The organism is Salibaculum griseiflavum, assembly GCF_003129565.1.
Lineage (GTDB): Bacteria > Pseudomonadota > Alphaproteobacteria > Rhodobacterales > Rhodobacteraceae > Salibaculum > Salibaculum griseiflavum.
Window position 1 is genome coordinate 23,036 of the sequence record NZ_QETF01000020.1, and the last position, 17,315, is coordinate 40,350.

19 protein-coding genes are annotated in these 17,315 nt (G+C 63.5%); 7 read left to right on the forward strand and 12 right to left on the reverse strand.

Translation table 11 applies throughout. The annotated features are described in order from the left end of the window. Positions 1-22 precede the first annotated feature (22 nt). From DFK10_RS14220 to rpsI, 4 genes are all read left to right on the forward strand, one after another. A complete protein-coding gene (locus tag DFK10_RS14220; protein WP_109389696.1) occupies positions 23-451 on the forward strand; it encodes a PaaI family thioesterase in 429 nt (142 codons plus the stop codon). An 80-nt stretch (positions 452-531) separates the two neighbouring features. After that, on the forward strand, positions 532-1,509 hold the full coding sequence (locus tag DFK10_RS14225; protein WP_109389697.1) for an SLAC1 anion channel family protein: 978 nt from the start codon (positions 532-534) through the stop codon (positions 1,507-1,509). 128 nt (positions 1,510-1,637) lie between these two features. After that, a complete protein-coding gene (gene rplM, locus DFK10_RS14230) occupies positions 1,638-2,105 on the forward strand; it encodes a 50S ribosomal protein L13 (protein ID WP_109389698.1) in 468 nt (155 codons plus the stop codon). After that, on the forward strand, positions 2,105-2,596 hold the full coding sequence (gene rpsI / locus DFK10_RS14235) for a 30S ribosomal protein S9 (protein WP_109389699.1): 492 nt from the start codon (positions 2,105-2,107) through the stop codon (positions 2,594-2,596). The genes rplM and rpsI overlap by 1 nt, the downstream gene beginning before the upstream one ends. Positions 2,597-2,644: 48 nt before the next feature. Here the strand turns inward: rpsI and DFK10_RS14240 are convergent, their stop codons facing one another. Beyond that, complete coding sequence (locus DFK10_RS14240; RefSeq protein ID WP_109389700.1) at positions 2,645-3,868, reverse strand: acyltransferase family protein; 1,224 nt, start codon at positions 3,866-3,868, stop codon at positions 2,645-2,647. 42 nt (positions 3,869-3,910) lie between these two features. Then, positions 3,911-4,747 carry a LysR family transcriptional regulator gene (locus tag DFK10_RS14245; protein ID WP_109389701.1) on the reverse strand — a complete coding sequence of 279 codons (837 nt, stop codon included), beginning with the start codon at positions 4,745-4,747 and terminating at the stop codon, positions 3,911-3,913. Positions 4,748-4,943: 196 nt separating this feature from the next. Between DFK10_RS14245 and DFK10_RS14250 the strand changes: the two genes are divergently transcribed. From DFK10_RS14250 to DFK10_RS14260, 3 genes are read left to right on the forward strand one after another with little or no spacing between them, the layout of a single operon-like run. Then, a complete protein-coding gene (locus tag DFK10_RS14250) occupies positions 4,944-5,816 on the forward strand; it encodes an ABC transporter permease (RefSeq protein ID WP_109389702.1) in 873 nt (290 codons plus the stop codon). Then, on the forward strand, positions 5,813-6,616 hold the full coding sequence (locus DFK10_RS14255; protein ID WP_109389703.1) for an ABC transporter permease: 804 nt from the start codon (positions 5,813-5,815) through the stop codon (positions 6,614-6,616). The genes DFK10_RS14250 and DFK10_RS14255 overlap by 4 nt, the downstream gene beginning before the upstream one ends. Continuing rightward, entirely contained in the window at positions 6,613-7,695 is a 1,083-nt protein-coding gene (locus DFK10_RS14260; RefSeq protein ID WP_109389704.1) for an ABC transporter ATP-binding protein, read from the forward strand. The genes DFK10_RS14255 and DFK10_RS14260 overlap by 4 nt, the downstream gene beginning before the upstream one ends. A gap of 99 nt (positions 7,696-7,794) precedes the next feature. Here the strand turns inward: DFK10_RS14260 and DFK10_RS14265 are convergent, their stop codons facing one another. From DFK10_RS14265 to guaA, 10 genes are all read right to left on the reverse strand, one after another. Continuing rightward, a complete protein-coding gene (locus tag DFK10_RS14265; protein WP_109389705.1) occupies positions 7,795-8,310 on the reverse strand; it encodes an acyloxyacyl hydrolase in 516 nt (171 codons plus the stop codon). Between the two features lie 66 nt (positions 8,311-8,376). Beyond that, positions 8,377-9,003: a TetR/AcrR family transcriptional regulator gene (locus DFK10_RS14270; protein ID WP_109389706.1), complete on the reverse strand. Its 627-nt coding sequence runs from the start codon at positions 9,001-9,003 to the stop codon at positions 8,377-8,379. Then, a complete protein-coding gene (gene ppk2 / locus DFK10_RS14275; protein ID WP_109389707.1) occupies positions 8,996-9,868 on the reverse strand; it encodes a polyphosphate kinase 2 in 873 nt (290 codons plus the stop codon). Before ppk2 ends, DFK10_RS14270 begins: the two co-directional genes overlap by 8 nt. Before the next feature lie 41 nt (positions 9,869-9,909). Then, positions 9,910-10,854 carry an alpha/beta fold hydrolase gene (locus DFK10_RS14280; RefSeq protein ID WP_109389708.1) on the reverse strand — a complete coding sequence of 315 codons (945 nt, stop codon included), beginning with the start codon at positions 10,852-10,854 and terminating at the stop codon, positions 9,910-9,912. 71 nt (positions 10,855-10,925) lie between these two features. Then, a complete protein-coding gene (locus DFK10_RS14285) occupies positions 10,926-11,873 on the reverse strand; it encodes a homoserine O-succinyltransferase (protein ID WP_109389709.1) in 948 nt (315 codons plus the stop codon). Positions 11,874-11,897: 24 nt separating this feature from the next. Continuing rightward, complete coding sequence (locus DFK10_RS14290; protein WP_109389710.1) at positions 11,898-12,761, reverse strand: ATPase; 864 nt, start codon at positions 12,759-12,761, stop codon at positions 11,898-11,900. 105 nt (positions 12,762-12,866) lie between these two features. Further along, a complete protein-coding gene (locus DFK10_RS14295) occupies positions 12,867-13,907 on the reverse strand; it encodes an OmpP1/FadL family transporter (protein ID WP_109389711.1) in 1,041 nt (346 codons plus the stop codon). Between the two features lie 108 nt (positions 13,908-14,015). Then, entirely contained in the window at positions 14,016-14,906 is an 891-nt protein-coding gene (locus DFK10_RS14300) for a DMT family transporter (protein WP_109389712.1), read from the reverse strand. Between the two features lie 44 nt (positions 14,907-14,950). Next, positions 14,951-15,571: a hypothetical protein gene (locus tag DFK10_RS14305; RefSeq protein WP_109389713.1), complete on the reverse strand. Its 621-nt coding sequence runs from the start codon at positions 15,569-15,571 to the stop codon at positions 14,951-14,953. 50 nt (positions 15,572-15,621) lie between these two features. Next, a complete protein-coding gene (gene guaA / locus DFK10_RS14310) occupies positions 15,622-17,196 on the reverse strand; it encodes a glutamine-hydrolyzing GMP synthase (RefSeq protein WP_109389714.1) in 1,575 nt (524 codons plus the stop codon). Positions 17,197-17,315: the final 119 nt, after the last annotated feature.

Genomic DNA, 17,315 nt, shown 5'->3' on the forward strand with positions numbered 1-17,315 from the left:
TCTGACAGGCAAGGGGAAAGAGATGGCGTTGAAAATGGATGTCGCGGAGATGACCGCGTTCCTGGACGAGGTCTTTCCGCAGGTGCGGGGTGATTTCGTCATCGAGCGGCTGGACGAGGACCTGCTGGAGATGCGGCTGAAGGTCGAGGAGCGGCACCTGCGTCCGGGCGGCACGGTGTCGGGGCCGGCCATGTTCGCCCTGGCGGATGTGGCGGCCTATGTGGCCACCATGGCCCGGATCGGTCCCCAGGCCCTGGCGGTGACGACGAATTGTTCCATCGATTTCATGCGCAAGCCGCAAGCCGGGCAGGACATCATCGCCCGGGCCGAGGTGCTGAAACTGGGCCGGGCCCTGAGCGTAACGGAGGTGCGCCTTCTTTCCGAAGGATCGGACGCGCCCGTTGCACGAGCCAGCCTGACCTATTCGATTCCGCCCGAACGGCCCGCCTGACAGGCCCGTTGATTCAAATCAAGGAAACGGCATATATCTTCGGGCACATGAGTGACCGATGCCCCGGCCAGGAGAGACCGATGACCGACAGCATGCAAGACGTGACGGCAGAGCCGCGCCTGGCCCATTTTCCGGTGACTTTCTTCGCGATCGTCATGGGGCTTTTGGGGCTGACGCTGGCCCTTCATGCGGCGGCGCCGTTCTGGGTTGCGGCGGAGATGGTGTCGGGGCTGGTGCTTCTGGCGGCCGTCGTGGCTTTGGGGAGCATTTCGCTGGTTTACCTGGTCAAGGCCTTGCGCCACCCGGGGGCCATCGCCGGGGAATGGAACCACCCGGTCAAGCTGGCCTTCTTTCCGACCATTACGATTTCGCTTCTGCTATTGGCGACGGCGCTGTTGTCCACTGCGCCGGACCTTGCGCGTTTGATCTGGATCGCGGGTATGATCGGGCAGGGGGTTCTGACCATTGCCGTGGTCACGGGCTGGATAAGTCATCGCAGTTTCCAGGTCGGGCACCTGACCCCGGCCTGGTTCATTCCGGCGGTGGGCAACGTGATCGTGCCGGTGGCCGGGGTGCAGATGGGCTATGTCGAGACGTCGTGGCTTTTCTTCGCCGGTGGCATGATGTTCTGGGTCGTGCTGCTGACCCTGGTCATGAACCGGCTTGTCTTTCATGACCCGATCCCGGCGCGGCTGTTCCCGACCATGGTGATCCTGATCGCGCCGCCCTCGGTGGCCTTCGTGGCCTACCTGCAATTGGTCGGGACGGTCGATGGCGTAGCGCGGGTGCTGATCTATGCCGCCTATATTTTCGCGGCCCTGGTCGTGGCGCAGGTTCCGAAACTTGCGCGGCTGCCCTTTGCGCTGAGCTGGTGGGCCCTGAGCTTTCCGCTGGCCGCCTTGGCCATCGCATCGTTCCGGTTCGCGGCGCTGGAAGGCACGCAGGCGCACCTGGTCATCGGGTTTGGGGTGCTGGCGGTCCTCGCGCTCGTGGTGATCGGCCTGATCGGGCGCACGGGCCTAGCCATTGCACGGGGCGAGATTTGCCGGCCGGAATGATGGGGTAAAATAATACCTAAATTCCAAGCCATTGAAATTGCGCCATTATGCGGGATTGATGGTGCTTGACTGTGCGCTGCAAATCCTTAGAACACGCCCATCCGAAACCCCAATCAGGGCCGAAACACATGAAAACCTTTTCTGCCACTCCCGCAGATATCGAGAAGAAGTGGGTCGTGATCGACGCCGAGGGCGTTGTTCTGGGCCGCCTTGCCTCGATCGTGGCCATGCGCTTGCGTGGCAAGCACAAGCCATCCTTCACGCCGAACATGGACATGGGCGACAATGTCATCGTCATCAATGCCGACAAGGTTCAGATGACCGGCAAGAAGCGCACCGACAAGAACTACTACTGGCACACCGGTCATCCGGGCGGCATCAAGTCCCGCACCGCCGAGCAGATCCTTGAAGGCGCCCATCCCGAGCGTGTCGTGACCCAGGCCGTCAAGCGCATGCTGCCGGGCAACAAGCTCAGCCGCAAGCAGATGACCCACCTGCGCGTCTTCGCCGGTGCCGAGCACGGTATGGACGCCCAGAAGCCCGAAGTTCTGGACGTGAAGTCCATGAACAAGAAGAACACCCGGAGCGCGAAATAATGGCCGATCAAGTGAATTCCCTCGAAGAGCTGGGCCAGGTGGCCGAAGGCACCGAAGCCGTGGCCGTCGTCGAAGAGACCCCGCGCGAACCCGTCCGTGACGAACTGGGCCGCTCCTATGCCACCGGCAAGCGGAAAGACGCGGTTGCCCGTGTCTGGATCAAGCCGGGTTCGGGCAAGGTGTCGGTGAACGGCAAGGAGCTGAACACCTATTTCGCCCGCCCCGTTCTGCAGATGCTGCTGCGCCAGCCGTTCGACGTGGCCGGTGTTGCCGACCAGTTCGACGTGCAGGCCACCGTCAAGGGCGGCGGCCTGTCCGGTCAGGCCGGCGCCGTGCGTCATGGCATCTCCAAGGCGCTGCAACTTTACGATCCGACCCTGCGCGCACCGCTCAAGGCCGCGGGCTTCCTGACCCGCGACAGCCGTGTGGTGGAACGCAAGAAGTACGGTAAGCGCAAGGCGCGCCGGAGCTTCCAGTTCTCGAAGCGTTAACAGTCTGGATACGCGAACTTCTGGGCCGTCCTTCGGGGCGGCCCTTTGTTATTTCGGCGCGTTGCCCAGGAACCGGCGCCGCAGGCGGGTCTGGAGGGGGGCCTCGACATAACGGTTGAGCAGCATTGCCAGGCCCAGGGTCAGCGCTGCGGTCAACGCGCCGGTGGCCAGAACATGGGCCGCCGTCGTGCCGGCCAGCGCCTCCAGATCGGTGCTGCGATAGACCGGGATGGCGGCGAGGGCGATGATCGGCATGTGGAACAGGTAGATCGGGAAGATCGCCTGGCTGATCGCCTGCCAGAGCCTGTGCAGCGGCAGGCGGGCGGTCCCGTGCCCGGTCACCGCCAGCCAGATCACGCCGGCTGCCCCGAGCGCGAAGATCGTATGGCAAAACGCCCAGAACAGCGACCAGAAGACCGGCCCGCCCATCCGGTAGGGCCAACTGTCGGCGTCATGGATCGGCAGGCCGGTCCCATAGACGAGACCGGCGAGGCTGAGCAGCCACAGGAAAGGCCGGAGCGGCGGGCGCAACCCCCGAGACAGGGCGAATGCCAGCCCCAGCCCGATCACGAAGGGCGACAGCCGGAACCAGGGCCGGAAGTAGAGGTCGAAGGCGGCCGGGGGCGGGGTTCGGTCGGCCAGCATGACCGGGTAGAATCCGGCCGCGTCCGCATGGCTGAGGATGAGGTAGGCGAGCCGGGGCAGGCTGGTCAGCGCCAGGGCACCGGCCAGCCAAAGCCAGGGCCGCCGACTGCGCAACAGACCCATGACCGCGAAGGGCAGGGCCATATAGACGAGGATGATCACTTCCATGGACCACCCTACCGGGATCACGTTGCGATCCCCCAGGATATGACCGGCGAACAGCGCAGAGCGCCAGAAATCGCCGCCGAAACGCCCTTCGGCCAAGGCATAGACGAGCAGCGCCAGCCAATAGAGCGGCAGAATCCGGCTCAGGCGTTTGACGGCATGGGCCCGCAGGCTGATACGCCCGGTATCCTGCGCTTCGGAGAGCAGGGACAGTCCCAGCAGCAGCGCCGACACCATGAAGATCAGGTCCACCCCCATGGCCTGCCAGAGAGGGTTCAGCACACCCGGTATGCGGTCGATGATGCCGGGCATCGCGCCCTCCGGGGCCAGACGCGCAACGGCGATGACGACGTGGAACCAGATCACCTGGAGAATACCCAGGGCACGGCAAGCGTGCAGGATGTCCCGGTTGCGGGCCGAGGCCAGGGGGTCCGGGCGGCGCTGCGCGGTCATCGCTGTCATCGGAGCCCCTCGCTACGCCCGTTGACGGGCCGTGACCTCGGGTTATCCGCCAAGCTCCATGGAAAAGCAATCCGTCAGAAGCTTGTCGGCCAGCCGAACGATCGGGTCCAGCTTGCGGCTGCGGTGAAAGCTGATCCAGACCTCCAGCGACTCCGCCGGCCCATCGGGGATCAACCTGCGCAGGTCGTTGCGGCTGTCGCCGTAGCATTCCGGGAAGATTGCGACCAGGTCAGATTCCGCCACGACTCGATGGGCGAGGTTCAGCCCTTCCATGCGGAGCCGCACCGGGCCGGAATGCTGCGACCGGGCATAGGCGCTGACCTGCGCATCGGCGTCGTTGTAGTCGATGCAGACCCAGCCCGCAGGCGGCCCTTCCAGACCTGATGCCACGTAGGGCCGCACCCGTATCTCGCCCAGCTTGCGGCAGGTCAGCAGCCCCTGGGTCGGCCGCACATAGGTCACGGCGATATCAGCCTCTGCATAGGCGATGCTGCGCTCCCGGAACGTCAAGTCGAGCACCAGGTCCGGGTGACGTTCCATGAACAGGGCGCTGGTGCCGCCCAGAACGCTTTGCAGCACCGTGAGGGACATCGCGACGCGCACCACGGTTCCCGGCGGCGGGGTCACCCCCTGCTGGGCCGCGAATACATCGAGATTGTCTTCGATGATCTCGGCCAGCGATACAAGCCGGCGACCGGCGGCGGTCGGCTCCCACATGTTTGCATGCTTGATGAAAAGCGTCTGGCCGGTTTCCTCGGTTAGCTTCTCGATGCGGCGCGACACGGTGGCTACGTTCGCCGAAAGACTTTCGGCCGCCTTGGTCATTGTCTTGTGACGATCTAGCGCAAGGCAGAATCGCAGGTCGTCCCAGTTGTGCATCCCCAACGCGTTTTCACTCCCGTCATGGGCCCACCCCACCCGGAGCAAGTCATAGCACGAATATTCGGCCTGTCAGGAAAACCTGACCTTGACTAACGGAAAGGACAGGTCGAATCGCCGTTGCCCTGTCGGGGATTGATCTTTGCCCGGTTTCTTTGTCCTGTTGCGGATAGTCTTGCAGGGAATCAAACCGGATATGCTCAGGGGGCGACTGACCGAGAGCGGCAAACGCGGGCTGGTCCTGATCAGCCCGCCTTTCGCTTACGCGCTGCTTCTGCTCGCGGTGCCGCTGGCGACGATCCTGCTGTTCAGTTTCTGGACGCAGGATTACCTGACGATCGACACGACCTTCACCTTCTCCAATTACACCGAGGCCTTCGGTGATCCGCTTTACATGGCACTGCTGCGCCGGTCGCTGCTGATTGCCGGAGCCGTGACGGTGGTGACGGTGCTTCTCGCCTTTCCGATCGCCTATTTTGTCAGTTTCCATGTCCAGCCCTCGCGCAAGTCGCTCTGGCTGTTCCTCATCACCATTCCGTTCTGGACCAGTTACCTGATCCGCGTCTTCCTGTGGAAGGTGATCCTGGGCTATAACGGCGTGCTCAATTCCAGCTTGATCGGGGTCGGGCTGATCGACGAGCCGCTCTCCTTCATCCTCTACAATGCCAACGCGGTCGTGATCACCTTGGCCCATGCTTTCGCGCCCTTCGCGATCCTGCCTATCTTCGTGGCGCTGGAAAAGATCGACCGGTCCCTGCTGGAGGCGTCTCTTGATCTGGGGGAAACCCGCGTAACGACCTTCCTGCGGGTGACCCTGCCGCTGGCCATGCCCGGCGTGGTCGCCGCCGTCCTCATCGTCTTTATCCCGACGATCGGCGATTACGTCACCCCGCGCCTTGTCGGCGGGCCGGACGGGCTGATGATCGCCAACATGATCCAGACCCAGTTCCTGAAGCTCAACAACGCACCCATGGGGGCCACGCTCGCCATTCTGGCGATGCTGTCTGTCACCGCGGTGTCACTCGTCTTCATCTGGCTGAATCGCCGCTGGTTGCGGGGGCCGAAATGAGAGGGCTCAGGATCTATGCCATCGCGTATCTTGTCTTTCTCTACGCGCCGATCTTCCTGTTGCCGCTTTTCGCGTTCAACGACGCCGATATCATCGCCTTTCCGTTGTCGGGCTTCACGACCCACTGGTTCGAAGAGCTGACCCGCAACGCGGCCCTGCAGGCAGCGGTGCGCAATTCCCTGATCATCGCGGCCAGCACGGCGGTTTTGTCCACGATCCTCGGCATCTGCGCCGCCCGTGCTGCGACCATGGCCGACTGGCCGCTCAAACGCCCGATGATGGGGCTGATCATGCTGCCACTGGTGCTGCCCGAAATCATCGTTGCCGTGTCCTTGCTGGTGGTCATCGTGCAGGTCTTCGGGCTGGGCCTGTCGAATGCCACGATCATCGCGGCGCACACGCTGATCTGCATGCCGTTCTCGATCGCCGTGCTCAACGGCGCTTTCCAGAACCTCGACCCGGCGCTGGAAGAGGCGGCGCTGGACCTTGGCGAATCCCGATGGAGCGCCTTTCGCCTGGTCATTCTGCCGCTGGTCATGCCCGGGATCATCTCGTCCCTCTTGATTTCGTTCACGATCTCGCTGGACGAATTCATCATCGCCTTCTTCCTGAGCGGCGCAAACCCGACGATGCCGGTCTATATCTGGGGCCTGTTGCGCTTCCCCGGCCAGTTGCCGGTGGTCATGGCCATGGGCACAATCCTGGTGGCGCTGTCGATCATCCTATTGACCATTGCCGAACTCATGCGGCGGCGCGGCCTGAAACGGGCCGGGCTCAAAGATACCGGGGGCTTCCTGTGACACTTATCCAGCTATCCGGCGTGAACAAGCATTTCGGCGATTACCACGCCTTGCGCGATATCGACCTCGAGATCCAGCAGGGCGAGTTCTTCTCGCTGCTCGGCCCCTCGGGTTGCGGCAAGACGACCTTGCTGCGCACCATCGCCGGGTTCGAGGACGTGGGCAGCGGTTCGATCCGCATCGACGGGCGTGACATGAAAGGCGTGGGGCCGAACCTGCGCCCCACCAACATGGTGTTCCAGTCCTATGCGATTTTCCCCCATCTGAGCGTTGCCGAGAACGTAGGGTTCGGCCTGCGGCGCGCGGACATGACCCGTGATGAAAAGACCCGTGCCGTTGGCGAGGCGCTCGAAATGGTCGGGCTGGGGGGCTATGGCGGACGGGCAGCCAACGCGCTTTCGGGCGGCCAGCGGCAGCGGGTGGCGCTGGCCCGCGCCCTGATCCTCAAGCCCAAGGTGCTGCTGCTGGACGAGCCGCTCTCGGCGCTCGACAAGAAGATCCGCGAACAGATGCAGGTTGAACTGATCAAGTTGCAACGGGAGGTCGGGATCACCTTCATCCTCGTCACCCACGACCAGGAAGAGGCCCTGGTCATGTCAGACCGGATCGCGGTGATGTTCGATGGCGGGATCGGCCAGATGGATGATCCCGAAACGCTCTATCGCCGGCCCCGGTCGAAACGTGTCGCCCAGTTCATCGGCATGATGAATTTCCTGGACGGAGAGGTCGCCGCGACGGGCACCGAGATCGAGGTGACGGTTCAGGGCCTGGGGCGCTGTAGTGTGGCCGCCGAACAGGCCCCGGGCGCAGTCGCGCCCGGCCCGGTCTCGATCGGCATCCGCCCCGAAACGCTGTCCCTTCTTTTCGAGGGGGAAACCACCACCCGCAAGGAGGTCGCCGCGGTGGTTGACGAGGTCGTCTATTACGGCGACATGACCTATTACGACGTGCGCGTGGACGGGATCGAGAAACCGCTCACCCTGTCCATGAAGAACCTGATCGGCCGCCCGGTCCTCGATGTGGGCACCCAGACCCGTGTCGCCTGGGACGAACGCTCGCTGGTGCTGCTGGGGCACTGATGTCAGATGCTGGCCCTTTCTTTGGACCGATAAATATCCCGGGGTGAATTGGCCGCAGGCCAAGAGGGGCAGCGCCCCTCCGACACCCGTGGCCGGTCGCTAGTCCAACGCCACCTGATAGCGCACCGACAGGGTTTCCAGGCCCGGATTGAGCGTCTGTGTATCCGCGTTTGAGCGATGGTCGTAGAGCACGCTCAAGGTCGCGCCGTTGTCGAATTCATAACCCAGCCCCAGGGCCGAGCGGAAATGCAGGTTGCCACCAAGGTCCGGCCCGTCCCCGGGGGCGTAATAGCCCGGCATGAGCGACCCTTCCGCGAAGAGGCCGGACCCGCCAAGCGCGAAGCGCGACTTCACGCCGAACCCGATCCAGCCCGCGCCCTGGTCCGTGAAAGACAGGCCGACGGTCGGCTGAAATGGTCCATAGCTGTGGTCCAGGTCGTAGCCCAGGTAGAATTCCCGGCCGATGCTGGCATCCTGGAACTGGACGTCGGCGGCCTGTACGGACAATCGCGCCGGGGCCGCATCCCGGGACAGGCATCCCCCCTGGCCGCAATGGTTGACGCCCATGTCGAACAGGCTCGCCACCAGATAAATCACTGCAAGGGTTCCGTCCATCTGCCTGCCTCTTTCATCCTTTGCGACCGTGATAGCCGACCGGGGTCGCCTCCGACCAGCGCTTTTTCAGCCGTCTTCGGCGTCGGGCCGGATCAGGCCAAGCCCCCGCAGATAGATCCCGATTCCGGTCTCCAGCAGGTCCTCGGGCGGGAAGGGGGACTTGGTGCCGGGGCTGCCGCGCGCGAACAGTTCGACCACCCCGTGCGACATCGCCCAGATATGGGCGGAAAACATCTGCGGCGGTGGGCGCTTTTCCTCGGGGATGTGCTGCGACAATTCCTCGGCTGCGCGTTCCAGCACCCCCAGCGCCCGCGTCGCCACCGCGTTCAGTTCGGGTGTCCGCTGAATCGATATGCCGCTTTCGAACATGGCCACGTAATGGCCCGGAAACCGGCGCGCGAAGGCCAGGTAGGCCCGTCCCGTCGCCTCGAACGAGGCCAGCGCCGAGGGCTGGCCCTTCTCATAGGCGTGATCCATCAGGTCGGCAAAAATCTCGTAGCCCTGCCGCGCGGCCTCGGCGATCAGGTCTTCGCGCCCGTCGAAATGGCGGTAGACCGCCGCCGGGGTGACGCCCGCCTCGCGCGCGGCTTCGGAGAGGGTGAACCCGGTCGGTCCCTTCTCCTCGATCAGGCGCAGGGCGCCATCCACCAGGGCCCGCTTCAGATCGCCATGATGATAGCCACGCTTACCCATGCCAGAGGTCCGGCCCCCCCGCGATCTTGGGATCGACCGGGCCGACCCTGGACAGGTCCTTGCGGTCATAGTCCAGCGCGTGGAGCACGGTGCGGATCGCGTTGACCCGCGCCCGGCGCTTGTCGTCCGAGCGCACGATGGTCCAGGGCGCGTCGGGTTCATGGGTCAGTGTCAGGGTTTCGCTGATCGCGTTGGTATAGGCATCCCAGCGTTTCAGCCCTTCCACGTCGATCCAGGACAGTTTCCATTGTTTCAACGGATCCTGCTCGCGCTTGAGAAACCGTTTCAGCTGCGCCGCGCGATCCACGTTCAGCCAAAACTTGAAGAGGTGAATGCCTTCGTCCACCAGCATCTTCTCGAAGGGGCCGACCTGGCGGAACCAGTGCTGGCGCTGTTCGTCGGTGCAGAAATCGAAGACCTTTTCCACCACGCCCCGGTTATACCAGGACCGGTCGAAGAAGACGCATTCACCCCCGGCGGGCAGGTGGTCGATATAGCGCTGGAAATACCATTGCGTGGCCTCGGTCTCGGTCGGTTTCGACAGGGCCACCACCCGGGCGCCGCGCGGGTTCATGTATTCGCGGAACCGCTTGATCGTGCCGCCCTTGCCGGCTGCATCTCGGCCCTCGAAAACGATGGCGACCCGCTCGCCACTATCCTTGAGCCAACGTTGCAGCTTGACCAGTTCGACCTGGCAGGCCTCCAGCGTGGCCTCGTAGTCCTTTTTCTTCCAGCGCTTGTCGTAGGGATAGCTGGTCGACAGGATTTCGCCCTTGCCCCAGGTCTCGATTTCCTCGCGCACGGCGGCGGGTGCGTCTTCCTTGAAATACCGGCTGATTGCGCCGTCGAAGGGCAGGTCGGTCATGGGTGTCTCCTCGCTGATTGCACTATGGGGGTTCGCCCCCCTCAGCGCAATCCGGCGCGGGCTGCGGAGCGGTGGATGGCGGCCACGGTTTCGCCCGGCGCGGTCTGGTGGGGCAGGTGGCCCACGCCCTCCAGCCGGGTGAGGTTGGCCTGCGGCACCTCTTCAACAAAGCGTTCCCCGTGGATCGACAGGCCCACGGTCGTATCTGCGGTGCCATGGATCATCTCGACGGGCAGCGCGAGGTCGGCATAGCGCGGCTGCATGGCGGTGATCTGGCCCAAAAGTGCCGCGCGCTGCTTGGCATTGGCGCGCAGGCTGACGCGGCGGGCGGCAAGCTCCGCGCCGACATAGTCGTCATAGCCCTCGGGCATGGGTTCCGGGTCGAAGACGGCCCTGATCTGGTCGTGGATATAGGATCGCGGCACCAGTGCGGTGATCGTCGGCACGGCCAGCGCCGAGCCGAGTGCGGTGGAATTCATCCGGTAGAGCCCCGGCACCGACCCGTCCCAGGGATGGGTGGGCGAGGCGACCAGCACCAGCGCGGACAGGCTGTCGGGACGGGTCACGGCCCAGGACAGGGCAACGGCCCCGCCATAGCTCTGGCCCAGCACGATGGGCTGTTCCGCCCCCAACTGCGCCGCGGCCTTCTGCAACACGGCCGCCTGTTCACCGATGGTGGCGCCGCGATCGTGCAGGCGCTCCGTGTAGCCCAGCCCGGGGCGATCGAAGGCGATGACCCGGTAGTCCTCAGCCAGACGGTCCACGAGATCAAAGGTAAAGTCGCGCAGGTTGCCAGAGGAGCCGTGGATCAGAACAAGGTCCGGCCCCTGACCACGCACCACGGCGTGAACGCGCGTGCCGTCGACCTCGATCATCTCGCCAAGGGGCGGAAAACGGGCCTCCCACGCCGCCTCGCGCGCGCCGGCGCGCAGGTGGATCGCGGCGGCAATGGCCAAGAGAACAAGTAGAAAAACAAGCGTTTTCATGAGTCAGAGCCTCGCGCGACCGTTGGTCTTAGGTAAGGCGCGGGTGCGATGCGTCCAGCGCCGCCCGTCCGTCAGCGCCGCAGGTCGGTGGATTCGCGTCCGATCTTGGCCATGTCATAGGGCGTGGTCAGGTAGATCTCGGAAATCCAGTTGCCGTACAGCAGATGCGCGTGGCTGCGCCAGCGGTTCTGCGGTGTCCGGGCCGGATCGTCATCGGGGAAGTAGTTGACCGGCACCTGGATCTCGGCGCCTTCGATCTGGTTCGAGGCCAGGTCGCGCTGATATTCCTCGTTCAGGGTGCCGCTGTCATATTCCAGGTGGTTGAAAACATAGAGCGCCCGATGCGCCGGGTCCTCGACCAGCGCCGGGCCGACCTCGTCGGAATGCAGCAGGATGGGCAGGCCCGCCGCTTCGATCTCGGGTTTGCGCATCTCGGTCCAGCGGCTGACGGGCATAACGAAATCATCGGAAAAGCCTCTCAGATAAGGGCTTTCCGGGGCGAAGTTCATGTGGCGATAACACCCGAACAGTTTTTGGTCGAGCAGGTGCTTCCGGACCCCGTGGAAGTAATGGATCATCGCCATCCCGCCCCAGCAGACACCGAAGGTGGAATGCACATGGGTCTGGGTCCACTCGAAGACCTCGCACAGCTCGTCCCAATAGGTCACGTCCTCGAAGGGCAAGTGCTCGATCGGGGCGCCGGTAATGATCAGCCCGTCGAATTTCTCGTCCCGGACCTCGCTGAAGGGGCGATAGAATTCTTCCATGTGGTCGGCGGCGGTATTGCGGGACTCGTGCTCGCTCATCCGGATCAGAGTGAACTCGATCTGTAGGGGCGTGGCGCCGATCAGCCGGGAGAACTGGATCTCGGTCTGGATCTTCTTGGGCATCAGGTTCAAGAGCCCGATGCGCAGGGGCCGGATATCCTGCTGGCTGGCCGCACCTTCGCCCATGACCATGACGCCCTCGGTCGAGAGAACGTCATAGGCGGGCAGGGAACGGGGCAGCTTGATGGGCATCGCGGGCTCCTGGATCTTTGAGGGTTAGCGGGGCGCGTCGAGCGCGGCGGCGATCACGGCGTCGAAATCCGTCGCGTCGCGGACACTGGCCATATCCGAAGCGCAGACGGTCAGGCCCCAGTTACGCGCCATTGCCTCGTAGCGGGGCTGGCGATGGGCCAGGGCCTGCGCATAGGTCCAGCGGATGAAGGTATCCGGATCAACATCGCCTTCCTGAAGCTTGTTTTCGCTCAGGTATTCCTTCCAGACACGGGCCAGGAATTCCGGTTGATAGGCCATGGGCTTCGGCGCGCGATCGAACCGGCGCACCAGTTCGTCGGTATGGGCATCCGTGCCCTTGATCCAGACCATCAGGCACTCGGACGACAGGGCGCGCAGGATCGGATCGTCAGGATCCTCCGGATCGACCCATTCGCAGATCGACCCGCCGGTGTCGCAGACGAAATGCGAATAGCCATAAACCTCTTGCGCGCGCGCGATGAACTGCCCGGTGTCCAGAAGCGTCCGTTCCTCGGCCTCGCGGAATTGCCGTTGGCGGCGGGTATATTCGGCCATGGGCAGGCCGCCCCGGTCCGGATCGCCCGGCTTGCCAAGGTAGGCCGACACGGCGGTCAGGTCATCATCGTGGATATTGGCGGCGATATGGATCGCATCGGCGCGCAGCATCTCGGCCAGGAAGGGGACCTTCATCGCCTCTTTCTTGAGGTTGTCGGCAATCGGTTCGGCCATGTAGCGCGTGCCGATCCGGTAATCGACGCTGTAATGGAACCAGTCACCGGTCGCCGCCAGCATCTTGGACAGATGGGTCTTTCCAAGGCCGGACATGGCGAAAAAGACCACCCGCTTATGGGCGGCATCCATCCAGTCAGAGGCGTGTTCGTAGATCATGGGCGTTTGCGTAGCGCGGGCGCGCGGGGCTTCCAAGCCCAAACTGCGTTGCAATGAAAAAGCCCCGCCAGCTGTGGCGGGGCTTTGACAGGGGCTCTGATCGGATCAGAAGTTGTAGCCGACTTTCAATCCGACGCCGATCGCCGAGTTGTTTTCGAAGGCAGACCCGGTGCCCGAACCAACCGTATCGCCGAGCTTGACGTAGCGCACACCACCGGAAATCTCGACCCCGTTGGTCATGGTGTAGGCGCCACCCACCTGCAGGCTGACATAGCCATCGGTCGGCGCAAGGTCGGTCGTGGTGCCGCCCTGGGCTGCTTCATAGCCAATACTGATCGAGCCCGAGAAGGCATCCGAGAAGCGCCGGCCGATACCGACCGAGTAGGTGATCGTGTCCTGGTCATAATCGACCAGTGGCGTGGGCAGGTTGGAATCGACCAGCGCGGTTTCCGACCAGTCCGCCCATCGGATCGACCCGAAGAGCAGCGTATCGGCGGCGATGCCGGTCTGGAAATCCAGGTTCACCGTCTGCGGCATGGTCGCTTCGAGCGTGTTACCGCCAACGCTTCCATCCAGTTCCAGCGCGATAGGGCTCGAATAGGTCAGAGCGGCACGCAGGGCGATATCGGGAATTTCGTAGGCCGCCCCGAGGACGTAACCCGCCCCGCTGCCGCCGGAATATTCCGAGGCATAGGGCATCGGGGCGACAAGGGCCACCTCGCCGCTGGCACTGAGCATCCGCAGGCCGCCGTGCACGCTGACCCGTTCATTGATCTGGTAATTGCCAAGGAACGTCAGGCCAATCGTATCGACGGTGGCACTGGTGCCGGTCAGGGCATAGCCCGGTTCGCTGTAGTCGACATTCGCCCCGAACGGTTCATCCAGGATGAAAGCCACGGAAACCCTGTCATCGAGGTCGGCTTTGTAGGCCAGGCCGACGCTCGTATAGCCAGGCGCCATATCACCAGAATCGCCGCCTGGCCCGGACCCGGTCACGTTTGGGTCCACATATCCAAAGCTGAGCTCCGCGTAATCGCCCTCTTCGAAAATCACGGCCACGGACTGGCCCGACCGATCAAGACCGCCGGCACTGGCCAGACCGGTGGTCAACAAAAGCGCGGCACCCGCGCCCAAAACGTTTTTCATATCCTCGTCCCTTGAGTGGTGATGTCTCCTCTGTCAAGGACCGTAGGGAACGGGCTGTGATCGGGTCAATTCTTGACGCAGCGTCAGGTGGTTGCCCGCGCCGTGACGTCACTTCTGTGACGCAGTGACCTGTGTGATGGCCGGACGGGACTGGCCGCGGGTGATATTGAGGTAGTTGCCCGCGAAGATGAACGCCGCGCCAAGAAATACGAACGGGTCGAGGCCTTCGCTATAGACCAGGGCCCCGACCACCGCGATAACCGGCAGCCGGACGAAGTCGATAGGCATGACCACCGCCGCTGGTGCCAGCGACAGGGCCGTGGTCAGGCAGTAATGCGCCAGCAGACCGGCGCAACCGATGAGCACCAGCAAAGGCAGGCTGGTCAGGGAGGGCTGGGCGATATCGCCGTCGATCCCGGCACAGGCAAGGCCCAGAACCAGTTGCATCGTGGTCAGCCAGAACAGGATGCAAGTGATGCTGGCGGTCCGGGTCAGGCGGCGGGTGAAGATCGCGGACAGGGCAAAGCCCACTGCTGCGCCTGCCGCGGTCAGGTGGCCGGTTTCCAATGTGGCGATGCCGGGCCGGGTGACGATCATGACACCGGCAAAGCCGATCGCCGCGGCCAGAGCGCCGATCCGGGTGATCCGTTCGCCCAGCACGAAAGGGGCCAGCAAGATGACCCAGATCGGGGTTGTGAACTCCAATGCGAAGACTTGCGCCAGCGGGATGGCCGTGATCGAGAAGAACCAGAGGTTCTGGCCAACGAAATGCGCGACATTGCGCAGCCCGTGCAGGCCCAGCCGGTCGGTGTTGATCTGCCGGCGCGTGCCTGATGCGCTGCTGACGATGAGGACGAGAACCACGCCGACCGCAGAGCGATAGAGCATGATCTCGAACGTATCGAGTTCGAAACTGACGGCCCGGCCAGCCACGGCCATGGAGGTGAACGCGGCGATGGCTCCAACCATCCATATCGCCGCGCGGCCGGTATCAGACATTCCCACCGCCCCGAACTGTCGCAACCAGCTGCATGGCCGGATCGTCAATCCATGACATAGCGGAACCGCGTGATGAGATCGTCGATCCTTGTCCTGTCGAGGTCTTCCTGGCCCGGAACCTCGAACAGAGCCTGCCGTCCGCAGCGCTCCACGGGATGCGTGAATTCTTCCACGATATGATACTGCTCGCGATCCGCGTAGTCATCGAACAGTATTCGGGTGCCTGATCGTGCCTCGATGAGGCAGGTCAGAAAACAGGCAACCCGAAATCGCCCGTCGATCAGGACGACATCGGGCGAAGACCCGCCGTCCCAGATGCTGTTCGTGTAGTCGGCAAAGCGGTCGGCGAAGGCATAGCTCTTGGGGCGTCCCCACTTCCCAAGTTCACCGAGGTCCACATGATGGAGCGTCAACCGCTCGGGCTGGACGGCTTGCCGCGCGACATGGTCGAGCCAGTCCCGCGAGGTATCCACGCTGACGATCGGGACGTCAGTGAAGGCATTGACCCAAAGGGTCGACGCACCGCAGCCGTATTCCGCATTGCGCGCCGCCTCGGACAGCACCGCCTTGAAGAGCGCATCGTCACCGTTGAATAGTCTTTGTCCGGCTTTCTTCGGGTGCCCCAGATTGAAAAGCTCGGTTGTTTTTCTCAGGGCAGAAAGCACGATACTCGGACCTCAGGATATGGTCGTTGCTGACAGTGGTTCGTCGGGCATCATTCCCATTCGATGGTGCCGGGCGGCTTGGAGGTCACGTCATAGGTGACGCGGTTGATGCCCTTCACCTCGTTGATGATGCGCGTGGCAGTTTCGCCAAGGAAGTCATGGCTGAAGGGGTAGTAGTCGGCGGTCATCCCGTCCACCGAGGTCACCGCGCGCAGGGCGCAGGCATAGTCATAAGTCCGGCCGTCGCCCATGACGCCCACGGTGCGGACGGGCAGGATCGCCACGAAGGCCTGCCAGATTTCATCATACAGCCCGTGCTTGCGGATCTGGTCGATATAGACCGCATCGGCCTTGCGCAGGATCTCCAGCTTGTCGCGGGTGATCTCGCCGGGGCAGCGGATCGCGAGGCCGGGGCCGGGGAAGGGGTGGCGGCCGATGAAGCTGGCGGGCAGGCCAAGCTCATGGCCCAGCGCACGGACTTCGTCCTTGAACAGCTCGCGCAGGGGTTCGACCAGTTTCAGCCCCATCTTTTCAGGCAAGCCGCCGACGTTGTGGTGGCTCTTGATCGTGACCGAGGGACCGCCCGAGAAGCTGACGGACTCGATCACATCGGGGTAGAGCGTGCCCTGGGCCAGAAACTCCGCATCCTCGATCTCGCCCGCGTATTTCTGGAACACGTCTATGAAGAGTTTGCCGATGGTCTTGCGCTTGGTTTCCGGGTCGCTGACGCCTTCAAGCTCACCCAGGAAAAGTTCGGTTTCGTCGGCGTGAATCAGTTTGATGTTGTAGTGGTCCCGGAACATCGTGACCACTTCGTCGGCCTCGTTCTGGCGCAACAGGCCGTGATCGACGAAAACGCAGGTCAGCTGATCGCCGATCGCCTCGTGCAGAAGGATCGCGGTGACCGAACTGTCGACACCACCGGACAGGCCGCAGATGACATGGCTGTCACCGACCTGTTCGCGGATCTTGGCGATGGCCTCCTCGCGATAGGCGCCCATGGTCCAGTCGCCGGAAAACCCCGCGTCGCGCACGAAGTTTTCATAGAGCGTCTTGCCATTGGGGGTGTGGTGCACCTCGGGGTGGAATTGCACCGCGTAAAAGCGGCGGTCCAGATCGGCCGTGATCGCGAAAGGCGCGCCGGGCGAGGTGCCCAAAACCTGGAAACCCGGAGCGATTTCCGAGACATGGTCGCCGTGGCTCATCCAGACCTGTTCGCGGCCGGACCCGTCCATGAACCAGCCATTGAGGAAGTCGGGCCGGTGCGTGTCGACCGGCGAAACCCAGGCGCGGCCGAATTCCGCGGTGGCGTGTTCGCCCGCTTCGACCTTGCCGCCCAGGTCCTGCATCATGACCTGCTGCCCATAGCAGATGCCAAGGATCGGCACACCAAGCTGGTAGACCTTTCGCGGGGGGCGCGGGCTGCCCTCGCGCATCACCGAATCCGGTCCGCCCGAGAAGATCACCGCCTTGGGGGCAAACGCCTCCAGGAAGGCATCGGTGACGTTCTGGAACGGGTGGATTTCACAATAGACGTTCAATTCCCGCAGGCGGCGCGCGATCAATTGCGTCACCTGGCTGCCGAAATCGATGATGAGAAGGCGGTCGTGGCTGAGGCTGTCCATGGGGCCAATTAAGCCGGAAGCGGAGGCCATGCAAGCACGCGCATGTCGCTTTCGCACCCAAAGGGGCGCAAATCCGATCTATCCACGGCGCGCGGGACGGTATGACCTTTCAAAAGCAC

Coding starts and splice junctions, on each gene's coding strand:
- DFK10_RS14220 (WP_109389696.1), top strand. CDS start 23: ATGGCGTTGAAAATGGATGTCGCGGAGATGACCGCGTTCCTGGACGAG.
- DFK10_RS14225 (WP_109389697.1), top strand. CDS start 532: ATGACCGACAGCATGCAAGACGTGACGGCAGAGCCGCGCCTGGCCCAT.
- rplM (WP_109389698.1), top strand. CDS start 1,638: ATGAAAACCTTTTCTGCCACTCCCGCAGATATCGAGAAGAAGTGGGTC.
- rpsI (WP_109389699.1), top strand. CDS start 2,105: ATGGCCGATCAAGTGAATTCCCTCGAAGAGCTGGGCCAGGTGGCCGAA.
- DFK10_RS14240 (WP_109389700.1), bottom strand. CDS start 3,868: ATGACAGCGATGACCGCGCAGCGCCGCCCGGACCCCCTGGCCTCGGCC.
- DFK10_RS14245 (WP_109389701.1), bottom strand. CDS start 4,747: ATGCACAACTGGGACGACCTGCGATTCTGCCTTGCGCTAGATCGTCAC.
- DFK10_RS14250 (WP_109389702.1), top strand. CDS start 4,944: ATGCTCAGGGGGCGACTGACCGAGAGCGGCAAACGCGGGCTGGTCCTG.
- DFK10_RS14255 (WP_109389703.1), top strand. CDS start 5,813: ATGAGAGGGCTCAGGATCTATGCCATCGCGTATCTTGTCTTTCTCTAC.
- DFK10_RS14265 (WP_109389705.1), bottom strand. CDS start 8,310: ATGGACGGAACCCTTGCAGTGATTTATCTGGTGGCGAGCCTGTTCGAC.
- DFK10_RS14270 (WP_109389706.1), bottom strand. CDS start 9,003: ATGGGTAAGCGTGGCTATCATCATGGCGATCTGAAGCGGGCCCTGGTG.
- ppk2 (WP_109389707.1), bottom strand. CDS start 9,868: ATGACCGACCTGCCCTTCGACGGCGCAATCAGCCGGTATTTCAAGGAA.
- DFK10_RS14280 (WP_109389708.1), bottom strand. CDS start 10,854: ATGAAAACGCTTGTTTTTCTACTTGTTCTCTTGGCCATTGCCGCCGCG.
- DFK10_RS14285 (WP_109389709.1), bottom strand. CDS start 11,873: ATGCCCATCAAGCTGCCCCGTTCCCTGCCCGCCTATGACGTTCTCTCG.
- DFK10_RS14290 (WP_109389710.1), bottom strand. CDS start 12,761: ATGATCTACGAACACGCCTCTGACTGGATGGATGCCGCCCATAAGCGG.
- DFK10_RS14295 (WP_109389711.1), bottom strand. CDS start 13,907: ATGAAAAACGTTTTGGGCGCGGGTGCCGCGCTTTTGTTGACCACCGGT.
- DFK10_RS14300 (WP_109389712.1), bottom strand. CDS start 14,906: ATGTCTGATACCGGCCGCGCGGCGATATGGATGGTTGGAGCCATCGCC.
- guaA (WP_109389714.1), bottom strand. CDS start 17,196: ATGGACAGCCTCAGCCACGACCGCCTTCTCATCATCGATTTCGGCAGC.